This window comes from Tardiphaga sp. vice154, assembly GCF_007018645.1.
Taxonomy (GTDB): domain Bacteria; phylum Pseudomonadota; class Alphaproteobacteria; order Rhizobiales; family Xanthobacteraceae; genus Tardiphaga.
This window is the reverse complement of the sequence record NZ_CP041399.1, coordinates 507,588-524,609: the sequence shown is the minus strand read 5'-3', so window position 1 is coordinate 524,609 and position 17,022 is coordinate 507,588. Positions and strand designations below refer to the sequence as shown.

The following is a 17,022-nucleotide window of genomic DNA, read 5'->3' as shown; positions in this document are numbered from 1 at the left end:
GCGCGCCAATTTCGTCCTGCGGACGGATGGCTTAACATCGGAATTCGGACGACCGCTGAGCACCGGTACGCCCGGCTACAGATGCAAATGCGATGGGACCGACCGTGACCGAGCCATGGCCTGACGACGACGTGATCCTGTATGACGGCGTGTGCCTGTTCTGCTCGCACTGGATCCGCTTCATTGCGGCCCGCGACCATGGCCATTTCCGTTTTACCGCGATCCAGTCCGACTACGGTGCCCGCCTCGCCCGCCATGTCGGCATCGATCCGGCCAACCCCGACACCAACGCCGTGATCCATGGCGGCATTGCGCATGTGAAATCCGACGACGCGCTGACCGCGCTGTCGCTGCTGCCGGGCTGGCGCTGGGTGCGGGTGTTGCTCTCGCTGCCGAAGGCGCTGCGTGATCCCGTCTACAATCTGTTCGCGAAAAACCGCTACCGGATTTTTGGGCGAAGCGATGTGTGCATGATGCCGGATGCAGCATTGCGGGCGCGGGTGATCGGGTAGTGCGCAACTACACTTCGCGCGTTACCAGAGTAGCCATGATTTCCCTCGCCGCCCGCTCGCCGGAATCCCTGGCGCCATGCGCGGTCGAGAAGAAGTTCGCCGACGTCGCTTCGCCTGCGAAGAACAGCCGGCCATCCACCGGGGCGGCGAGGATGGCGCGGGCGCCGGCGTGGCCGGGGCGTGCTGCCGAATAGGCGCCTTGCGCGAACGGATCATGCGCCCAGCGCGATTCGGCGAGCGGCGACAGGCGCGTGCGAAAATCCGAACCGAGCAGCGCCACGACTTCATCGATGGCCTGTGCCGACAGCGCGCCGGGCCCGGCGTCTTCCAGCTCGCGCGCAAACGTGCCGCCATAGAAGCCTTCGATCGTGGGCGTGCCGAACGGCCGGATCTGGAAACTGCCGACGCGCGCGCTGACCGTCGGCCCGCGCAGGCCTGAATCGCCCGGCAGCGCGTCGGCGCCAGCAAGCGCCAGCAACACCTTGTTGTTGGTGCCGAGCGGCAGGCCGCGCGCGGCATCGACCTTCGCCGGCAGCGGCGGATCGAAGCGGATGGTTTCATCGGCCAGCAGATTGGTCGGCACGGTGACGATCACCCGGCCGGCGTTGAGCGTGCCCTTCGATGTCTCGATCCGGATGCGCGGGCCGGCATGATCGATCACACGGACCTGCGTAACCAGCGACACCGGACATGGCGCGCCGTAGGCGGCGATCAGCGCGCCGTAGCCCGCCTGCACCCGCCAATTGACCTCGGTATCCTCATAGGCGTCCATGTCGTGCAGCGACACATCGTCGAGTTCGAAACCGTTGATGTAGGTGCTGACGGCGTCGATCATCGGATTCCAGCGGTTGCCTGGTTCGAGGCAGCTAGCGGCCGGGCCGTCCGTGTCGTTTTCCGCGGCAGTTTCGGCGCGGTCGTAGAACGCATCCATCGCACGGAAAAAATCGATCCGGTCGGCCGTGGGAAAGGTGCTGTCGTAGCTCTGCTCGCGCCACGGCGCGCGGGCCTTGTTGATCGCGAAGCCGAGCTGTTGCGAAATACCGACAAACGAGTTGCGGTCGGCGGAATGCAGCCAGCCGCAGCCCATGTCGAACGGGATGCCGGGCGCAGCCATCACGGTATGCGCGCGGCCGCCGATGCGGTCGCGGGCTTCCAGGACGATCACCGACAGGCCGGAGCCCTGCAGCGCCCGCGCCGCGCCAAGCCCCGCGGCGCCGGCGCCGACGATGGCGACATCTATCTCGGAAGGCATGCGGGTCATGGCCGTGGTTCAAATCCCGGATTGCTGCGCGTTGCCTATTGGTCGGTCACGCGTGATTGTATCGACAGCTGGATATCGGCTTGCTTGGATTATTCAAGCGGCGGAATCCGACATCCAAGCCAAGCCAAAGGGAAACGTTCCATGTCTGACACACCCGACTATGCGCTCTACGGGTTCTGGCGCACGTCAGCGACCTATCGGGTCCGCGTCGCGCTCAACCTCAAGGGGTTGACGGCGCGCGAGCACGACATCAACCTCGATACCGGCGAGCAGCTCAGCCCGGAGTTTCTGAACATCAATCCGATGGGTGCGATCCCGGCGCTGGTCGAGACCGGCTATCCGCCGCTGACGGAATCGCTGGCAATCCTCGAATTCCTCGACGACACCCACCCCACCCCGCCTCTGCTGCCGGCCGATCCGCACGGCCGCGCGCGCGTACGCGCGATCGCCCAGATGCTGGCGGTCGATACCCATCCGCTGATCGTGCCGCGCGTGCGCAAATATCTGGCGGGGGTCGGCGGCTTCGACGACGCCGCGGTCAAGGCCTGGATGACGCACTGGTTCGCCACCGGCCTCGCGGCAGTAGAGAAGCGGCTGTCGTCCGAGCCCGGGACCGGCACGTTCTGCCACGGCGACGCGGTGACGATGGCCGATATCTGCCTTGGCAGCATTACCGTGCTGGCACGGGTCAACAAGCTCGTGCTGCCGCCAACGCCGACGATCGACGCCATCATGGCACGCTGCGAGGCGACGGAGGCATTCGCCAAGGCGGACCCGCTGAAGCAGGCGGGCGCGCCGGTTTAGGTTGTCATTCCGGGGCGCGAGGGCGTAGCCCGAGCTAACCCGGAATCTGGAGATGTTCAGCGCAAAACATGTCGGGATTCCGGGGCGCGGTCGGCTGGCGCCGTCCGCGCCCGGAATGACAAGGGCGGAGGCACAACAAACAAGAATGCCCGGCGTGAGCCGGGCATTCTTTAAAGCGCAGCAAAAGCAGCGTGGCGTTACGCCACCACTTCCTTCGACTTTTCAGCGCGCTTGCGGTCGGAAGCGTCGAGGAACTTCTTGCGCAGGCGGATCGACTTCGGCGTGATCTCGACGAGTTCGTCACCCTCGATGTAGGCCAGCGCCTTTTCCAGCGTCATGCGGATCGGCGGGGTCAGGCGAACCGCTTCGTCCTTCGACGTGGTGCGGATGTTCGACAGCTGCTTGCCCTTGAGAACGTTGAGTTCGAGATCGTTCTCGCGGGTGTGCTCGCCGATGATCATGCCCTTGTAGACCTTCACGCCGGGCTCGATCATCATCGGGCCGCGATCTTCCAGCTTGAACATCGCGTAGGCCACGGCCTCGCCGGCATCGTTCGAGATCAGCACGCCGTTGCGACGACCGGCGATCTCGCCCTTGTAGGGCAGGTAGGCATGGAACAGGCGGTTCATGATCGCCGTGCCCTTGGTGTCGGTCATCAGGTCGCCCTGATAGCCGATCAGGCCGCGGGTCGGCGCGTGGAACACCAGTCGCAGGCGGTTGCCGCCGGACGGGCGCATCTCGATCATCTCGGCCTTGCGTTCGCTCATCTTCTGCACGACGACGCCGGAGAATTCCTCATCGACGTCGATGACGACTTCTTCGACCGGCTCGAGGGTCTGGCCGTTCTCGTCCTTGGTCAGCACGACGCGCGGACGCGACACCGAGAGCTCGAAGCCCTCGCGGCGCATGTTCTCGATCAGGATCGCGAGCTGCAATTCGCCGCGGCCCGACACTTCCATCGCGTCGCGGTCGGCGGTTTCGACAACCTTGAGCGCGACGTTGCCTTCGGCTTCGCGCAGCAGGCGGTCACGGATCAGGCGGCTGGTGACCTTTGTACCTTCGGTGCCGGCCAGCGGCGAGTTGTTGACGATGAAGGACATCGACACGGTCGGCGGATCGATCGCCTGGGCCTGGATCGGGGTATCCACCGAGGGGTCACAGAACGTATCAGCCACGGTGCCCGTGGGCAGGCCGGCGATGGCGACGATGTCACCGGCTTCCGCCAGTTCCACCGGCTGTCGCTCGAGGCCGCGGAACGCCAGGATCTTCGTGATACGGCCGGTTTCCACGGTCTTGCCGTCGCGCGACAGCACCTTGACCGTCTGGTTCGGACGCACCGAGCCGGACGAGATGCGGCCGGTGATGATGCGGCCGAGATAGGGGTTGGCCTCGAGGATCGTGCCGAGCATGCGGAACGGGCCTTCTTCCACCACCGGCGGCGGAACGTGCTTGATGACGAGATCGAACAGCGGCTTCATGCCGACGTCATGCGAGGCGTCCGGGCTGTCGGCCATCCAGCCGTTGCGACCGGACCCGTACAGGATCGGGAAGTCGAGCTGGTCGTCGGTGGCATCGAGTGCGGCGAACAGGTCGAACACTTCGTTCACGACTTCGGTGATGCGCGCGTCCGAGCGATCGACCTTGTTGATCGCGACGATCGGGCGAAGGCCGAGCTTGAGCGCCTTGCCGACCACGAACTTGGTCTGCGGCATCGGGCCTTCCGCGGCGTCGACGAGCACGATCACACCGTCGACCATCGACAGGATGCGCTCGACTTCGCCGCCGAAATCGGCATGGCCCGGGGTGTCGACGATATTGATCTGGACATCTTCCCAATGCACCGAAGTGCACTTGGCGAGAATGGTGATGCCGCGCTCTTTTTCGATGTCGTTCGAATCCATCGCGCGCTCAACCTGGCGCTGGTTGTCGCGGTAGGTGCCGGACTGCTGCAGCAGCTTGTCCACCAGCGTCGTCTTGCCGTGGTCAACGTGGGCGATGATAGCAATGTTGCGAAGGTTCATAGGTCTTCTTCTGGTTTTACGGTCTGGGTGCCCGGAGCGGTTCAACAAGACAAGTTCGACAAACGGCTTCAAGCCTCACGCTCCCGCGTCGTCGGTTCTGCCTCGTCTGAAAACGCGCTGGGGCAATCCCTCCAAAAGCAAACCCGGCCAGAAGGGGCCGGGTACTCGGACGCGTTGCGGCGCAATATAGTCAGAACGCGCCGGAAAACAAGCAAATCCACTGTTCCGTTACGTGATTTTCGGGTCCAGAACGGTCGCCCACAGCGCCGTATCGTCCCGATCACGCAGAGTCACGGTCATTTGGCCGGTTTGGCCGTCGATTTTGACGTGTCCGAAGAACTGCATCCCGGCCGAGGGCGGCAGGTTCTGCTGGCCCGGACCCGGCGCCTTCACGAATTTCACCTCCGGACCGAAGGTATTGTCCATTGCGCCGGGCCCGAAAGTACCGGCGTGGAACGGGCCGGAAACGAACTCCCAGAACGGCTCGAAATCCTGGAACTGGGCCTTCTCGGGGCTGTAGTAGTGGGCTGCGGTGTAGTGCACGTCGGCCGTAAGCCACACCGTGTTGACGATCCCTGCCGTCTTGATGAAGCGCAGGATGTCGGCGATCTCCAGTTCGCGGCCGCGCGCCGGGCCGTCGCCCTGCGCGATTGCCTCGGAGCCGGTGTGATTCACCGCATCGTTCTCGACGATGATGCCGATCGGCATGTCGGAGGCGATCACTTTCCACGTCGCCTTCGAGGCCAGCAAGGCGCGCTTCAGCCAGGCCATCTGCTCCGGTCCGATGAAATACGCATCCGGCCCATAGCTGTCCTGCAGGTTCGGGCCGTTGGGACCGCGATAGCTGCGCTCGTCGAGCATGAAGACGTCGAGTTGCGGGCCATAGTTCAGCGTGCGGTAGACCCGGCCGGGCTCGGTCGGGTTTGCGCGGATCGGATACATCTCGTGAAAGGCGCGGGCGCCACGCGCGGCGAGCAGCGAGATGTCGCGGACCTTGTAAGAATCCGACAATTGCTTCGACAGCGACCAGTTGTTGGTGACCTCGTGATCGTCCCACTGGCCGAACACCGGGACCGCCGCGTTGAAAGCGCGGACATGCTCATCGAGCAGATTGTATTTGTGCGCGGCACGGAATTCATCAAGCGTTTCGGCGACCTTGGCTTTTTCCGGAACGGTCGTGGTGTTGTTCCAGACCTTGCCATCGCGCAGTTTGGTCTCTGCGGTGATGACGCCGTCGGCATAGATGGTATCGCCGGAATGGATCAGGAAATCCGGGCTATGCTTGCGCATGGTAGCGAAGGTTCTCATGCCGCCGTCCTCGGCATTGATGCCAAAGCCCTGACCTGCCACGTCGCCGCCCCAGACGAAAGAAACGTCGCGCATGTCGGCCGGCGCGGTACGGAAGCGGCCAATGACGGGCTCGCCGACGATGTCGGTGTGCGACAGGTCGCGGAAGTTGACGCGGTAGAAAATGTCCTGCCCGGCCGGCAGATTGTCGAGCAGTAGTTTTGCGGCGAAGTCGCTTTCCGGCAGAGCCGCGATCGGCGGCAGCGCGCGAACGTTCTTGAAGGACTCCGTGGTGGAGACCTCGACCATCATCTGCGCGGCGCGGTCGGCGCGCGACCAGATCATGCCGCTATCCATTCCGATGTCGCCGGACTGCACACCATGCGACACGATCGGCCGATCGGCGGCGCGGCTGAGATAGGGCATCGCGACCAGCGATGCGCCGGTTGCCGCGGCGGTGGAGAGAAAGCGGCGGCGCGAAAGGCGAATGGTCATGCCGAACTCCTGACGCAAGGCTCTGATGAGAACGGCTCTAGGGAAGTTGATTGACGTGGCTGTGACAGGGGGCCGAGCTGCGGTCGCCGGAGTTTGCATGGCGTTGCGGCAACGCCGGCCGGCAATCGCGTTCGCTGGGCAGTGCTGCCCGCCAAGCGCGTTGACTCGTATCGATCGCTCACCCTATCGTGATCGAGACGGTTCCCCTCGGGGATCAAAAGGGAATGCGGTGAGGGCGGAGTTCTTCGGACCGAGTCCCGATTCCGCGGCTGCCCCCGCAACTGTAAGCGGCGAGCCTTTCGCCATCAGCCACTGGACCTCGCGGTCTGGGAAGGCGGTGACAGGCATTGACCCGCGAGCCAGGAGACCTGCCGCCAGTCGTGGTCACACGCGAAGCGCATTGGGCGGGGTGTCCTGGTGGGTGTCGAGCCGTATTTCCCTGGAAGTATGGATCGACCTCGTTCGCGGTGACGTGCCACGTAACCGCGAGTCGATCATGATCTCCGCCCGTTCTGCATCCAGTCGATGCCATCCTTTCCTGTATTCCGTCGCGTTTTCCTGCCTGCTGGTGCCTGCCGCGGGCTGGGCGCAAAGCTCTCCTCCGACCCAATCGCTCGATCCCGTCGTGGTGCAATCGCCCGCCGCCGCCGCAAAACGTCGCGCCGCCACCGGCACCCCCGTCCGCGCCACGCGATCGCGGTCCAACCGTTCGGCGGCGACAAACGCCGCGCCCGTCGAGGCGCCGCGCGGGCCGGCCGGCTTCGCCGCGCCGACACTGAACCTCACCGGCACGACCTCGACCGGCAGCCGGCTCAATTTGACGCGGCTGCAGACCCCGGCCAGCGTCGAGATCATTACTTCCGAGACCTTGGCCGAACGCGGCCAGCAGAACCTGCTCGACGCGGTCACGCAGAACGCCACCGGCATCACGGCGATCGGAGAGCCCGGCAATGGCGGCGTCGCCTTCAGCAGCCGCGGCTTCACCGGCGTCGATTCGGTGAAGACGCTGTATGACGGCACGCGTCTTTATGTCGGATCGGGCACCGTCACCTTCCCGTTCGATACCTGGTCGGCCGAGCATATCGAGGTGCTGCGCGGCCCGGCATCGGTGATGTATGGCGAGGGCGCGATCGGCGGCGCCATCAACGTGATCTCCAAGATGCCGTCGTGGATCCCGCGCAACCAGGCCGAAATCTCGTTCGACAGCAATTTGACGCGCCGCATCGCGGTGGACTCGGGCGGCCCGATCAACAAGGACGTCGCCTACCGCCTTACAGCCACCGGCAACATGTCGGACGGCTGGGTCGACCGCGACAACAATTCGAATGTCGCCATCCACGCGGCGGTACAGATCAAGCAGACCGAGGACATCGTCTGGACGCTCTCCACGGATTACGGCGATCGCAACCCGTCGCGCTATTTCGGCACGCCGTTGATCAATGGCCAGTTCGACGAACGCCTGCGCTTCAAGAACTACAATGTTGGCGACAGCACCATCCGCTTCCAGGACAGCTGGAATCAGGTCAAGACCGAATGGCAGGTCGCCGACGGCGTCTCGATCCGCAACACGCTGTATTATCTGTACAGCAAGCGGCACTGGAAGGAGGCCGAGATCTATACGCACAATCCGGCGACCGGCCTGATCGATCGCGGTGACTATCTCGAGATTTTCCACGATCAGCAACAGATCGGCGACCGCATGGACGCGAGCTTCAAGGGCCATGTGCTCGGCATGGCGAACGAGTTCGTCGCCGGCTTCGACGTCAACCGCATCGAGTTCAAGCACACCAACAATTCGCCCTACGGCGGCTCGTCGTCGGTCAATCCGTTTAGTTTCGACCCCGGCGTGTTTGTCAGCCCGGATCCGACCACGCCGGGCTTCTCCAGCGTCGCCACGCAATATGCCTTCTTCGCCGAGAACCGGCTGGCCGTGACCGAGCAGCTCTCGCTGATCGCAGGCGTCCGGCAGGACCAGCCGAGCGTCGAGCGCACCGATCTGCGCAACCCCGCCAACAGCTACAACAAAGACTATTCCGCGACCTCGTGGCGCGCCGGCGCCGTGTTCACGCCGGTCAGGGATCTCGCCTTCTACGGCCAGTATTCCACCGCGACCGATCCGATCGGCGGACTGCTCACCGCCAGCAATGCCAATTCGAAATTCGAACTGGCCACCGGCAAGCAGGCCGAGATCGGCGTCAAGCAATCGTTCTGGGGCGGCCGCGGCGAGTGGACGCTGGCGGCCTATGAGATCGTCAAAAACAATTTGCTGACGCGCGATCTCAACAATCCCGGCCTCGTAGTGCAGGTCGGCCAGCAGTCGTCACGCGGCATCGAGGCCTCGCTCGGCCTTGCGCTCGACCACGGCTGGCGGATCGACGCTAATACCGCATTCCTGAAAGCGAAATACGATAACTTCCTGCAGCCGGGCAACGGCGGCACGGTAAATTATGCCGGCAACGTGCCGGTCAACGTGCCGCAGAACGTCTCCAACGTCTGGCTGGGCTGGGCCTTCGCGCCGGACTGGTTCGCCAATGCCGGCGTGCAGATCGTAGGCAAGACCTTTGCGGACAACGCCAACACGCTGGAGATGCCGGCCTACACGCTGGTCAATGCCGGCCTGCAATGGAAGCCCGACGTCAACACCACGGTGTCGCTGCGGGTCTACAATCTGTTCGACAAGATCTACGCGACGTCGAGCTACAGCGACAACCAGTGGATCCTCGGCATGCCGCGCACCGCCCGGCTCGCCGTCAACGTGAAGTTCTAGGGTGCGGCGCGCGGTCACGCGAAAACTGCGGCGGTGGCTGTATATCGGCCACCGCTGGATCGGCATCGTCACCTGCCTGCTGTTTGCGATGTGGTTCGCCTCCGGTGTGGTGATGATGTATGTCGCATTTCCCGGCCTCTCCGATCAGGAGAGGCTGGCGGCGCTGCCGGAAATCGAGTGGTCGAAGGTTGCGCTGTCGCCCGACCAGGCCATGGCGGCGGCCGGCGCGACGCGATATCCCCGTGACCTGCGGCTCACCATGCTTGCCGCCGTGCCGGTGTATCGGCTGACGGGCTGGGACGACAAGCGGCTGACGATTTCCGCCGTCGATGGCCGCGTGATCGACGGCATTACAGAGAACCAGGCGCTGGCGGTTGCGCGCCACTATCCCGGCGCAGCCGACGTGCGCCTGATCGAAATGGTCGATCGCGACCAGTGGAGCGTCACCGCGCGCTACGATGCGCTGCGGCCGCTGTACCAGATCGCGCTGAATGATGCCGCCGGCACAAGGCTCTACGTGTCGTCGCGTTCCGGCGAGGTCGTGCTCGATACCACCGCGACCGAGCGGGTCTGGAACTGGCTGGGCTCGATCCCGCACTGGATCTATCCGACTGTGCTGCGCCGGGACGGCGCGTTGTGGCGTCAGGTGATTTTGTGGGTCTCCGGCATCTGCCTGGTGGTGGCGGTGAGCGGCATCTGGATCGGCATTTTGCGGGTGCGGCTGCGGCTGCGCTACCATGGCGGCGCCATCACGCCCTACAGCGGTTGGATGGCCTGGCACCACGTCACCGGGTTTTTCGCCGGCATCTTTGTGCTGACGTGGATGTTCTCCGGCTGGCTGTCGGTCAATCCCGGCGCGTGGTTCACGGCGCGCGGTCCGTCGCCGCAGATGCTGCAGCTTTATGCGGGGCATGATGCGCCGACGATTGCGGCCGTCTCGCCGGCAACGCCTTCGATGGCGGCGGTCGAGGCGCGCTACGTCTGGGTTGGCGGCACGCCCTTGACGTTGCTGGCGGATCGGCGTGGCGCGCAGAGCGTCCGGGACCCCGTCAGCGGCGCCGCTGCGCCATTGACCGACGCCCGCCTGTTCACTGCTGCGCGCGCGTTGCTGCCGGAGGTGGCGATGCCGATGCAAGCGCGGCTGACGCAGTACGATTCATACTGGTACGCGCATCACGACACCCGGATATTGCCGGTGCTGCGCGCGGGCTTCGACGACGAAGCGCAGAGCTGGTTTCACATCGATCCCGTGACCGGCGACATTCTCGGCCGCAGCGATAGCAACCGGCGCTCCTACCGCTGGCTGTTCGATGCGCCACACCGGTTCGATTTTCCGTGGCTGCTGGCGCATCGGCCGGCCTGGGACATCGTGGTGTGGCTGCTGTCGCTGCTGGGGATGACGATCTCGGTCAGCGGCGTCGTGATCGGCTGGCGGTATTTGAAGAAGTGAAAAATTGTCATTCCGGGGCGTGTACGGCGACAGCCGGACGCGAACCCGGAATCCCAGATTGTTCATCGTCCCATGTCGGGATTCCGGGTTCGCTCGCGCTGGTGCGCTCGCGCCCCGGAATGACAGGTCAGGCCACCTGAACCCGGTTCAGCCGCGCCGGCTCGGGCGGCACCATGTCGATCAGCGCCTTGCGATCGGCGACCGCATTGTGGAACTGCTCGAGCGCGATGTTGAAAGCGGTCAGCGTGCCCTCCTCGATCGCGCCATATTCGTAGCAGTTCAGCGTATCGCGCAGGATCTGGTCGGCCTCGGTCTGCATGCGGTCGAGGTCTTCCAGCGAATTGCTCTTGCGCGCCACCGCCAGCATGTCGAGCAGGCGATCGCGCTGCGAGGTGTTGGCGTTGCGTTCGTCGCGCCGCATGAAGCTGGCAAACCAGGCGCCGGCCGAACCCATCGCGGAAAGCCCCATCAGGCTCCACCAGATGTAATCGCTGTAGCGATCGAGAAAGGTCTTTTCCTCGCCATCGACATAGGCCGCCGCGCCGGGATGCACCGGGATCACGGCGTCCTTGTCGGTATCCGGCGTCTCGATCTTCGCCGCCAGCGGAAAGTCGGCGATCAACTGCTGGCGGATGGAAAACAACTGCCGGGTGAACACCGACACCACGGCATCGGTCAGGCCCTGCCGCGCCACGATGTGGTGTGAGAAACTGATCGTCTTGATTTCATCGTCGGGCCGCGCCGGCGAGCCGCCGAATACGCCGGCGGGAATTTCCGACGCCTCATACACCGGAAAGTTCTGTGCGATCGCCGCGGCCGCATCGATGGCCAGGAAGGTCGGCGCGCCGTCGCGCGACGAGGCGGCGATGGCGTCCGAGGTGATCTTGCTGTTGACCGGGCCTGCCGCGAGGAAGGCATCGACCTTCTGGTCCTTGACGGCTTCCGCCACCTCGGTGGTCGAGAACTGTACCGTCTGCACCTTCTCGGGCTCGATGCCGTATTGCCGCAGCACCATGTTGAGCAGGTTGATATTGGCAGGCGTCCTGCCGATCACGCCGATCTTGCGGCCGGACAGTTGCGCGATCTTGGTGATCTTCGGCGCACCCTTCTTTCCCTTCGCCACGGCCGGCACCCACAGCACGGCAACGTTCTTGCGCAAGGTGGCGACCGCGCGGGCGTTCTTCGGTACTTCCAGATCGCCGCGAATGATGGCGAGATCGGCCTGACCGTCCGCCAGCGCCTTGGCGCTCGCGGTGGCGCCGTCGGTGAACATTGGCCGCAGCCGCACCTTGGAGTGATCGCGCGAGAAAGCCTGCACCAGCGCCTGCACGACCTTGACGTCATCGCTGTTGGTCGGCCCCACCGCGATGCGCAGCGGCACCGGCTTCATGGCAAAGTAATAGGAGCTTGCGACGGCCGCTACGATGGCGAGCATACCGGCGATCACGACCAGCATCATCTTGCGGCGCCGGTTGGTGCGCGGCGACGGCGGGGCTTCCGGCCCGATCACTTCGGGACCGTCCACGATCGATCTGGAAAACAATCGTTTCAGGCTCAAGGTCATCCCACCGTGCGGTTCAGTCGCCGTGTAACAAAGTTCCATCGTCCCCGGTCGGTTCCGTGGGCGGCATGGTGACCGTGCAGCTAGGTCTACAGGGTGAATGTTCCCTGCGCCGGCATTGCTGCCTTATTGTGGCATGGATCCGAACGATGTCATCGGATGTTGGGTTCTGGTAACAGGAGAGTGAGCATGGCTGAGAAACTGACGGCAACGGCCCGGGCGAATGCGCTTCAGGAACTGAGTGGCTGGAGCGAGGTCACCGGCCGCGACGCCATTGCGAAGACCTTCGTCTTCAAGGACTTCAACGAGGCCTTCGGCTTCATGGCGCGCGTTGCTCTGGTCGCGGAGAAGCACGACCACCATCCGGAATGGCGCAATGTTTACAAGACGGTGGAGGTGGTGTTGACGACCCACGACGCCAGCGGCGTGACGGCGCTGGATGTCGATCTGGCCCGGGCGATGAACAGCATCGCAGCCCCGTTCGGCGCGAAGTAACTCTGCCGGCGCTTGCAGCGGCGGGACAACATCACCAAATTGAACACGGACCGCCGCGCAGCGCGGCACTTCTTCTGAGGAAGCCGATGCCATTCGACCATAGCGTGGGTTTCGAGCCTGCCGACCGGCTGGCGGAGGACCAGGAAAGCGTTCGCCGCCGGTTCTGGCACAAATTGAAGCGTTTGGCGGTGAAGCTGCCATTCGCCGAGGATTTGCTGGCAGCGTATTATTGTGCCTTCGACCGGCAGACGCCGCGCCATGTCCAGGCGGCATTACTCGGCGCCATCGCCTATTTTGTCCTGCCGTTCGACTTCGTGCCTGACATGTTGCCGATCCTCGGCTTCGGCGACGACGCCGCGATTCTTGCGACCGCTTTGCGCATGGTCGCAACGCACATCACCCCCGAGCACCGCGAAGCGGCGCGGGCGGCGATGGAACGTGGCCTCGACAAGGGCGACGTGGCCTGATTGCCGCAGCCGCAGACCGGAACTTCGGGGGCTCCGATTTATTGGTGCTGTGAGCCGTACGGGTGAACTCGCCCCGGCACTCCATCGCATCACAGGAAATCCCCATGATCCTTCCCACGGATACTTATGTTGCCGTAGCCGACGGCGAAAAGCTCAACCTGTTCCGCAACACCGGCACCGAGACCGAGATGAAGCTGACCGCAGCTTCGGATCAGGATGTCGAGGTGGTTGCGGGCATGGGCGCAGGCAGCAGCGCCGGCAATCCGGAGGAGAGCCGCGTCGAGGAAGCCGGCTTCGCGACCGGTATCGTCGACATGCTGAACAAGCGCGTGCTGGCAGGCAAATTCAGCAAGATCGTCATCATCGCCGCGCCCAAGACGCTCGGCGAGATGCGCAAGCACTATCACAAGAAGCTTGAAGAAGCCCTGGTCGGCGAGATCGCCAAGGATCTGACGGGCCATTCGATCGCGGATATCGAAAAGTCGATCCACGCCTCGTAAGACACTTCGGAACGAACGGCCTCTCAGCCGTCATTGCGAGGAGCGAAGCGACGCGGCAATCCAGAAGCCACTAACTCGGCAAGGACTGGATTGCTTCGTCGCAAGTGCTCCTCGCAATGACGGTTGAGGGTTGGCGTCGTTTTGACGACGCAACAGTTGCGCCTACGGCTTCAGGATCACCTTGCCCATCGCCTGACGACCGCCAAGTACCTTCATCGCTTCTGCCGTCTGCGCCAGCGGGAAGGTGCGATCGACGTGGGAAGATATCTTTCCCTCCGCCGCCCATTGCACCAGCTTCTCCAGATTGGCGCGGTTCTTTGCCGGGTTCTTCTTCACCCAGGCGCCCCAGAACACGCCGCGGATGTCGCAGCCTTTCAGCAGCGCCAGATTAAGCGGCATTTTCGGAATGTCGCCGGCGGCAAAGCCGATCACCAGGAAGCGGCCTTCCCAGGCGATCGCGCGCAAGGCGGCCTCGGCATATTTGCCGCCGACCGGATCGAAGATGATATTGGCGCCCTCGCCTGCCGTAATGCGCTTCAGGCCTTCCTTGAGATCTTCCGTAGCGTAGTTGAGGCCGAGCTCGGCGCCGTGCTGCTTGGCGAATTCGATCTTCTCGTCGGATGACGCGCAGGCAATCACCTTCAGCCCCATCAGCGCGCCCAACTCACAGGCCGCAAGCCCGGTGCCGCCAGCGGCGCCGAGCACGGCCAGCGTCTCGCCGGGCTTCGGCGAAGCGCGGTCTTCCAGCGCATGCAGCGCGGTGCCATAGGTAATAATGCAGCCGGCCGCGCGATCGAAATCCAGATTGTCGGGAATCTTCACCACCGAGGCCGCCGGCACCGCGATCTTTTCGCGGGCGCCGTTGTGGCCGACCGACGCGATGACGCGATCGCCGACGCGCAGATCGGTGACACCGTCGCCGACGCTGTCGATCACGCCCGCCACTTCGGCGGCCGGCGAGAACGGGAATGGCGGCTTGATCTGGTACTTGCCCTGGATCATCAGGATGTCGAAGAAATTCAGCGCCGCAGATTTGATCGCGATCACCACCTGGCCTTCGGCGGCGACGGGATCCGCGATATCGGCGAGCACGAGATCGTCGGGTTCGCAAAATTGCGAGCAGAGAATAGCCTTCATCGACATTCTGACCTTCTGATCGAGACAGTTGAATCCTTCTTGCCGGATTTGCGCCCGCGCGACAATCTGATTCAGTCGGCGACGCGTACGGTTGCTTTCCAAGCTGGGCTTTCCCGGTTAAGTCAAACGCCGTGACGGCGGGGATTCGGGCATCTTTTCGGGCCATCTTGCAGTCACAATGATAGGGGATCGAGACTTCATGTCCTTCAGGCTAATCCTGACAGTTGTATCGATGAGTGTGGCGTTTGGCGCGGGCGCGAGCTTCGCGCAGGCGCAGACCCCTGCGTCCAAAGGCGCCAAGGCCGCGCCGGCGAAACCCGCCGCAGCCGCCAAGCCGAGCGCCCCCGCGGGCGCCGCGGGCGGCAATGCCGAGCCGACCCTGATCGGGCAGTTCGGCACCTGGGGGGCGTACACCGCGACCCCGAACGGCAAGAAGGTCTGCTTCGCGCTGGCCAAGCCGTCCTCGTCGAAGACCACCCCCGCCGGTCGCCCGCGCGACCCGGCCTATGCCTTCATCTCGACCCGCCCGGCCGAGAAGGTCACCAACGAAGTCTCGATCATGATCGGCTATCCCTTGAAGCCCGGCTCGGAATCGACGCTGGAAGTCGGCGGCGCGCGCTATGCGATGTACACCCAGGGCGACGGGCTGTGGATCAAGAATGCGGCCGAGGAAGAGCGCATGGTCGAGGCCTTGCGCAAGAGTGCCGACGTCACCGTCAAGGGCGTCTCCGCCAAGGGCACCGAGACCTCCGACACCTTCGCCTTGAAGGGCCTGGCCCAGGCGCTCGACCGCCTGGCGCAGGATTGCCGCAGATAGATCGTAGCCCGGATGGAGCGTAGCGAAATCCGGGACCAGCCAACGTCGGACACGCTGAATCCCGGATTGCGCTTCGCTCCATCCGGGCTACAGACCGACCGCCGTTAATATTGCCGCATTTAGCGCCTTTTCAGGGGGCGCCGGACAGCCTATTTGAGGCTGACCTTTCCGCGACATCACAGATCGACGCCATGAATCTTGTTTCAGCGACCCCTGTTTCCGCCGAGGCCGGTTCCATCGACGCCCCTGCGCATGTCCTGCCGCAGGACGCGCCGCTGGAGAAGATTGCGCTGGAGACCTATGTGGCGCTGGCCAAGCCGTCGCTGATCGGCCTGTCGCGCGCAGAAATCGCCGCCGAGCTTGGCCGGATCGGCGTCGCACCCGCCCAGCGCAAGATGCGCAGCCAGCAGCTATGGCACTGGATGTATCTCCGCGGCGCCCGCGAATTCTCGGAAATGTCCAGCATCTCCAAGGACATGCGGGCCGAGCTGGAAAAGCACTTCACCGTCGCGCGGCCCGAGGTGGTGGCCGAGCAGATCTCGAATGACGGCACCCGGAAGTGGCTGCTGCGGCTGCCCTCCGGCACCCAGGGCGAGAAGGCCCATGAGGTCGAGTGCGTCTACATCCCCGAAACCGACCGCGGCACTTTGTGTGTTTCCAGCCAGGTCGGCTGCACGCTGACTTGTTCGTTCTGCCATACCGGCACCCAGCGGCTGGTGCGGAATCTGACGCCCGGCGAGATCGTCGGCCAGATCATGGTCGCGCGCGACCGGCTGAACGACTGGGCCGACCGGGATACCGCCAATGGCAACCGCCTCGTCACCAATGTGGTGATGATGGGCATGGGCGAGCCTTTGTATAATTTCGAGGCGGTGCGCGACGCGCTGCTGATCGTCGCCGACAATGAAGGCATCGGCATCTCGCGCCGCCGCATCACGCTGTCGACCTCCGGCGTGGTGCCGAACATCTATCGCACCGGCGACGAGATCGGCGTGCAACTGGCGATCTCGCTGCATGCGGTTCGCGACGAATTGCGCAACGAGCTGGTGCCTATCAACAAGAAATATCCGCTGGAGCAGTTGCTGCAGGCCTGCCGCGATTATCCCGGCGCGTCGAACGCCCGCCGCATCACCTTCGAATACGTCATGCTGCGCGGCATCAACGATTCGCTGGAAGACGCCAAGCTGCTGGTGAAGATGCTGAAGGGCATCCACGCCAAGATCAATCTGATCCCGTTCAACCCGTGGCCCGGTACGCGCTACGAATGTTCGGACTGGGACCAGATCGAGAAATTCTCCGAATACGTCTTCAACGCCGGCTATTCCTCGCCGGTCCGCACCCCGCGCGGCCGCGACATCCTCGCCGCCTGCGGCCAGTTGAAGTCGGAGACCGAAAAACTCTCCGCTAGGGAACGCCAGGCGCTGCGCGCAATGGCGATGACGGACTAA

At 64.0% G+C, this 17,022-nt stretch carries 14 protein-coding genes and 1 riboswitch; of the genes, 9 read left to right on the top strand and 5 right to left on the bottom strand.

Annotated elements, in window-relative coordinates; genetic code table 11:
* Positions 1–104: 104 nt before the first annotated feature.
* Positions 105–512, top strand: coding sequence for a thiol-disulfide oxidoreductase DCC family protein (locus FIU28_RS02405; RefSeq protein ID WP_246660839.1), 408 nt, complete (start codon positions 105–107; stop codon positions 510–512).
* A gap of 7 nt (positions 513–519) precedes the next feature.
* On the opposite strand, the gene FIU28_RS02400 is transcribed toward FIU28_RS02405, so the two are convergent.
* Positions 520–1,773 (bottom strand): flavin monoamine oxidase family protein, encoded by a 1,254-nt coding sequence (locus tag FIU28_RS02400; protein ID WP_143571503.1) that lies wholly within the window; start codon positions 1,771–1,773, stop codon positions 520–522.
* Positions 1,774–1,914: 141 nt separating this feature from the next.
* Between FIU28_RS02400 and maiA the strand changes: the two genes are divergently transcribed.
* Positions 1,915–2,577: a maleylacetoacetate isomerase gene (maiA, locus tag FIU28_RS02395; protein ID WP_143571502.1), complete on the top strand. Its 663-nt coding sequence runs from the start codon at positions 1,915–1,917 to the stop codon at positions 2,575–2,577.
* A gap of 197 nt (positions 2,578–2,774) precedes the next feature.
* On the opposite strand, the gene typA is transcribed toward maiA, so the two are convergent.
* Both typA and FIU28_RS02385 read right to left on the bottom strand, forming a co-directional pair.
* The gene (typA, locus tag FIU28_RS02390; protein ID WP_143571501.1) at positions 2,775–4,598 is read right to left on the bottom strand and encodes a translational GTPase TypA; all 1,824 of its coding nucleotides are present in this window, start codon (positions 4,596–4,598) and stop codon (positions 2,775–2,777) included.
* Between the two features lie 228 nt (positions 4,599–4,826).
* On the bottom strand, positions 4,827–6,380 hold the full coding sequence (locus FIU28_RS02385; protein ID WP_143571500.1) for an alkaline phosphatase D family protein: 1,554 nt from the start codon (positions 6,378–6,380) through the stop codon (positions 4,827–4,829).
* 181 nt (positions 6,381–6,561) lie between these two features.
* A riboswitch (cobalamin riboswitch) is annotated at positions 6,562–6,770 on the top strand.
* Positions 6,771–6,876: 106 nt separating this feature from the next.
* On the opposite strand from FIU28_RS02385, the gene FIU28_RS02380 reads away from it, so the two are divergent.
* Both FIU28_RS02380 and FIU28_RS02375 read left to right on the top strand, forming a co-directional pair.
* The gene (locus tag FIU28_RS02380; RefSeq protein ID WP_143571499.1) at positions 6,877–9,147 is read left to right on the top strand and encodes a TonB-dependent receptor; all 2,271 of its coding nucleotides are present in this window, start codon (positions 6,877–6,879) and stop codon (positions 9,145–9,147) included.
* A 1-nt stretch (position 9,148) separates the two neighbouring features.
* Positions 9,149–10,597: a PepSY domain-containing protein gene (locus FIU28_RS02375; protein WP_143571498.1), complete on the top strand. Its 1,449-nt coding sequence runs from the start codon at positions 9,149–9,151 to the stop codon at positions 10,595–10,597.
* A gap of 127 nt (positions 10,598–10,724) precedes the next feature.
* Here FIU28_RS02375 and FIU28_RS02370 read toward each other — a convergent pair whose 3' ends face one another.
* Entirely contained in the window at positions 10,725–12,053 is a 1,329-nt protein-coding gene (locus FIU28_RS02370; protein ID WP_246661054.1) for a TAXI family TRAP transporter solute-binding subunit, read from the bottom strand.
* Between the two features lie 294 nt (positions 12,054–12,347).
* Between FIU28_RS02370 and FIU28_RS02365 the strand changes: the two genes are divergently transcribed.
* The 3 genes from FIU28_RS02365 (at position 12,348) to FIU28_RS02355 (ending at position 13,620) form a co-directional block, all read left to right on the top strand.
* Positions 12,348–12,653 (top strand): 4a-hydroxytetrahydrobiopterin dehydratase, encoded by a 306-nt coding sequence (locus tag FIU28_RS02365; RefSeq protein WP_143571496.1) that lies wholly within the window; start codon positions 12,348–12,350, stop codon positions 12,651–12,653.
* Between the two features lie 86 nt (positions 12,654–12,739).
* Entirely contained in the window at positions 12,740–13,120 is a 381-nt protein-coding gene (locus tag FIU28_RS02360; RefSeq protein WP_143571495.1) for a YkvA family protein, read from the top strand.
* A gap of 104 nt (positions 13,121–13,224) precedes the next feature.
* Positions 13,225–13,620: a host attachment family protein gene (locus tag FIU28_RS02355; RefSeq protein WP_143571494.1), complete on the top strand. Its 396-nt coding sequence runs from the start codon at positions 13,225–13,227 to the stop codon at positions 13,618–13,620.
* 162 nt (positions 13,621–13,782) lie between these two features.
* Here FIU28_RS02355 and FIU28_RS02350 read toward each other — a convergent pair whose 3' ends face one another.
* Positions 13,783–14,757 carry an NADPH:quinone oxidoreductase family protein gene (locus tag FIU28_RS02350; protein ID WP_143575995.1) on the bottom strand — a complete coding sequence of 325 codons (975 nt, stop codon included), beginning with the start codon at positions 14,755–14,757 and terminating at the stop codon, positions 13,783–13,785.
* Between the two features lie 232 nt (positions 14,758–14,989).
* Between FIU28_RS02350 and FIU28_RS02345 the strand changes: the two genes are divergently transcribed.
* Positions 14,990–15,574 (top strand): invasion associated locus B family protein, encoded by a 585-nt coding sequence (locus tag FIU28_RS02345; RefSeq protein ID WP_246661053.1) that lies wholly within the window; start codon positions 14,990–14,992, stop codon positions 15,572–15,574.
* 191 nt (positions 15,575–15,765) lie between these two features.
* Complete coding sequence (gene rlmN / locus FIU28_RS02340; protein ID WP_143571492.1) at positions 15,766–17,022, top strand: 23S rRNA (adenine(2503)-C(2))-methyltransferase RlmN; 1,257 nt, start codon at positions 15,766–15,768, stop codon at positions 17,020–17,022.